Below are 3,513 nucleotides of genomic sequence, written 5' to 3' on the forward strand. Positions count from 1 at the left end.
GTGGTGCCAGCATCTCGTATAGCCGTTGTGGCGTCGCTCGCTGTCCTTGCGGGGTCGGTGTGCGCGGTGCGGCGGATGGTTCATCTGCGGCGTGCTCTGGATGCGGAGCGCGCCGCTCGTCGGTTGACGGCCGGTCTGCATGAGCAGGACTTGGCGGCTTTCACGATGCGTCTGAATGCGGCGGTGTGTGCGCAGTCGGCGCTGTCTCAGGCGGATCTGGTTCTGGATTCCGCTCTTGCTGATGTGGATTTGGAAGGAGGCTCCTGGTGACTGAGGTGCGTTTGGATGCGGTGTCGGCTTTGCGTGGGCTGACGGATCACCCGCGTTACCGGTATCGGGGGTGTGCCCCGGACGTCGACAATCCGCGGGTCGCTGCCGGGGACAACCGGGTGTCGGTGGATGCGTGGCAGGCGCCGGACTTGGACGGGGGCGAGGCCCGGGAGGTACGGGAGGCGCGTGAGGCGGCGGCGGTGGATGTGTGTGTGGGTTGCCCGGTGATGGTGCAGTGCATGGCGTTCGGTGCCAGCGTCACGGCGGACGGGAAGCTCGCGGAGCCGTTCTCGGTGCTGGGTGGGATGACGCCGTTGGAGCGGCACAAGGCGTTCGTCGCGTATAAGAAGCAGCTTGCGGAGGTGGAGGCGGCCAGGCCGGTGCCGGCGCCGGTGGAGCAGCTCCGCACGAAGCAGAAGCTGGCCGTGCTCAGGGCGTTGGCCCGGTTCGCGGATCCGTCGGATGTTGCGGTGGCGGCGGGGATGGATCTGCGGACGGCGAAGTGGCAGATAGCCCGGCTTCGTACCCAGCTCGGCGTGGAGAAGTCGGCGGGCCGCGACGGTCTACTGGCGGCCGCGGTGGAGCGGGGTCTGCTCACTCCCAGCGAGGTGCGGACCGACTCCCTGATCGGCCCTGTCCCGTCCCGTCCTGCGTCCGGTGACGTTCTGGTGTCCAGGCCGGTGCTGCCGCGGGGACGGATTCGTCGCCATGACCGTCATGTTCGGGGCGCGGCGTCTGGTGTCCGCTCTGGTAGGGCTCCGATCCCGGGTCAGCTGTCTTTCGATGATGTGCTGCCCGATCCGGCCGCTTCGGCGGTCTCGTTCATTTCGTCTCGTAAGCGCCTGGAGGCTGCCGCATGACCACGACCCCGTTCACCGATGCCCCTGCCCCCTTCGACGGTCCGAGTGCGGAGGAGGTGGAGGCGTTCCGGGTGGTGTCCGCGGATGCTGTGTTGGCGGGTCGGGCGATGTCGTCGGGGGAGTTCCTGGCGGGTCTGATCGCGTCGGCGATGCTCGAGCAGGTGGGCCGCCCGGACAAGCTGCCCTCGCTGATGTGGTCGGACCAGGACCCTGCGGTGGTGCAGGAGATCTGGCAGGTGGCTCTGGCGGTCGGTTTGCATGCGGGCCGGCGGTCGACGAACGCACGCTTGTACCGGGATGAGATGGACCGGGTGCAGGAGGCGTTGCGGACGGCGGCGTTCGATGCGATGGCGGGTTTGGTGTCGCGGTCGCGGCGTCTGGTGGCCCCGGAGGGTCATCCGGTGGACGTCGAGCAGCCGGGCGGGCACTGACGGTTCGTCACGTGTGGTGTGACAAGTCGGACTAGAGACACGGGGAAGGAGCCGGGGACAGGTGGGACGTTCAACGGGTAGCATGTGGTACACGTCAGACGACCATTCAGATTCGGTCGCTGGCCACAAGACAAAAAAGGTCCGACCCCGCAGTGGTCCTGGTGCTGGTAACACCGGGTGCGAGGTCGGGTCGACACTCAACCCTCTACTGAAGGTGCCGACGATGGCTAAGAGTACCCGGGGACTGTCCCCGTCAGACAGGTGGACCCGCAGTTCCGGCGTGAACATCACACCGCCGTTGATCGCGGCCCCTGTCCCTTCTACCCCCTCAGTCGCGTGACCGCCCAGGGCGGGGACCTCCTCGCCTGGTTGGACCGCGCCATCTCTCTACGCGAAGAGCAGGCTCGCGCGCTGGGCGGCGGACGGATTGAGGTCAAGTCCTACGGTCCAGGGGTTATCAGTCTCGAAGGCGCTATCCATCTTGATGGCGGCGCGATGCATGAGGACGAGATCGCCTTCATCGCCGCTAACGACCCCGAGTCAGTCCTGCGGCGTTGCGCCGCCGACCGGAAGCTGCTGAAGCTGCACGGCGGAAAGATGCATTCCTGTCCTGCCACCGACGAGGCGGACTACCTCGACGAGTGGACGCAGTTCAGGCACGAAGACACCTGCCCCGTGGTCCAGCTCATCGCTGAGGGCTACGGCTGGGCCGAAGAGACATCCCTCGCTGACGCGCAGGGGCAGACCCCACCCACTGAGGGGGATCGGATGACGTAGCCACTGTCGGGCGGGAGATACCTCGACCGCCCTGGCCGCTTCCCCGGTCTGGTGCGCCAACACCATCCGGGCCCTGCGGCCCTCGTACCACGGCTCAGCACGCCAATGCCGAGCTAAGGCCCATCGGGCGCCAACCCGATCGGCGAACTTCCCGGTTCTGCCCGAACCACTCCCGGTCCACCGAGGGGGCTTTGCGCCCTCTCGTCATTCCGAAAGCAGGTCCATAGTGCCGTACGCGCACCCTGGTTGTCAGCCTGGCGCTACCCAAGCGCCCCAAAAGCGAGGAATCTCCCCCCGCACGGACGACACCCAGTGCCCCAACCCTTCACACAACAACAGCCGCACCACCCGCAACATCGAACACACGATCGAATACAGTGGGGCCCACGGTCGTGGCGCGCACCTCCTGGTGACCGCAGCTAGCCAGTGGCTGCACGCCACGACCGGCCGCATCGCCACCGACCCCTACTCCTGGATGCAAGCCGTCCACTGGATCCACGGCAGCGGCCTCTACACCAACCCCCACAACGACGGCCCCAAGACGCTCAACACCACCACCATCGCCGTCGCCCAGGAGATCGCCGCACTCAAGGAGTGCCGGCCGTCCATCGCCTACCTCGCCCGCAAGGTGAAGCTGTCCCCGCGGTCCGTGAAGTACCACCTGCGGATGCTCCGCGAGACCGGCCTCCTCGTCTACCGCAGCAAGGGCACCCGCATCGCCGGAGTCGGCGGCCGCGCCAGCGAGTTCGAGCGGACCATCCCCGTCGTGTTCGACGAAGCCCTCGGGATCCGCACCGTCGGCGAAGGGGTGCAACGCCGTCCCGTCGGCATCGCAGAGAAGGGCCGCAAGGCCATCGGGAAGCTCGCGAAGAAGGCCGCCCGGAAGACCCGCCGCCCCCGCCGCCGCACCCCTGTTTCGTCCGGTACCCGTTGCACCCCAATGCAGGTGGGTACTTCCGGCACTTCTTCTGCGGGTAGTACTCACTCTCCCTCTGAGAGCAAGCTCGCAAGCGGGACCAGGAAGTCCCCCACCGAGAAGTCGTCGAAGCGCGGGCCGCGGAAGCTCAACAAGGTTGGCCGCCGCTACCAGCTCGCCCGTGAGCTGATCCAGATGGTGCCGTGGCTCCACAACGCCTCAGTGCCGCGGGTCGCGTGGATCGTCCGTCACGTCGCCG

Annotated in this window: 5 protein-coding genes; all 5 read left to right on the plus strand. The window is 67.3% G+C overall.

The annotated features are described in order from the left end of the window. The coding region (locus IE258_RS41625; RefSeq protein ID WP_229892771.1) for a hypothetical protein at positions 1–270 on the plus strand (270 nt) is incomplete at its 5' end. Next, on the plus strand, positions 267–1,130 hold the full coding sequence (locus IE258_RS40375) for a helix-turn-helix transcriptional regulator (protein WP_189750770.1): 864 nt from the start codon (positions 267–269) through the stop codon (positions 1,128–1,130). The genes IE258_RS41625 and IE258_RS40375, both read left to right, overlap by 4 nt. Then, the gene (locus IE258_RS40380; protein WP_189750771.1) at positions 1,127–1,561 is read left to right on the plus strand and encodes a hypothetical protein; all 435 of its coding nucleotides are present in this window, start codon (positions 1,127–1,129) and stop codon (positions 1,559–1,561) included. The genes IE258_RS40375 and IE258_RS40380 overlap by 4 nt, the downstream gene beginning before the upstream one ends. A gap of 336 nt (positions 1,562–1,897) precedes the next feature. After that, on the plus strand, positions 1,898–2,338 hold the full coding sequence (locus IE258_RS40385) for a DUF6221 family protein (RefSeq protein ID WP_189750772.1): 441 nt from the start codon (positions 1,898–1,900) through the stop codon (positions 2,336–2,338). A 409-nt stretch (positions 2,339–2,747) separates the two neighbouring features. Continuing rightward, the coding region (locus tag IE258_RS40390) for a helix-turn-helix domain-containing protein (protein ID WP_189750773.1) at positions 2,748–3,513 on the plus strand (766 nt) is incomplete at its 3' end.

Origin of the sequence: Streptomyces tendae, from assembly GCF_014650435.1 — a bacterium.
Taxonomy (GTDB): domain Bacteria; phylum Actinomycetota; class Actinomycetes; order Streptomycetales; family Streptomycetaceae; genus Streptomyces; species Streptomyces tendae.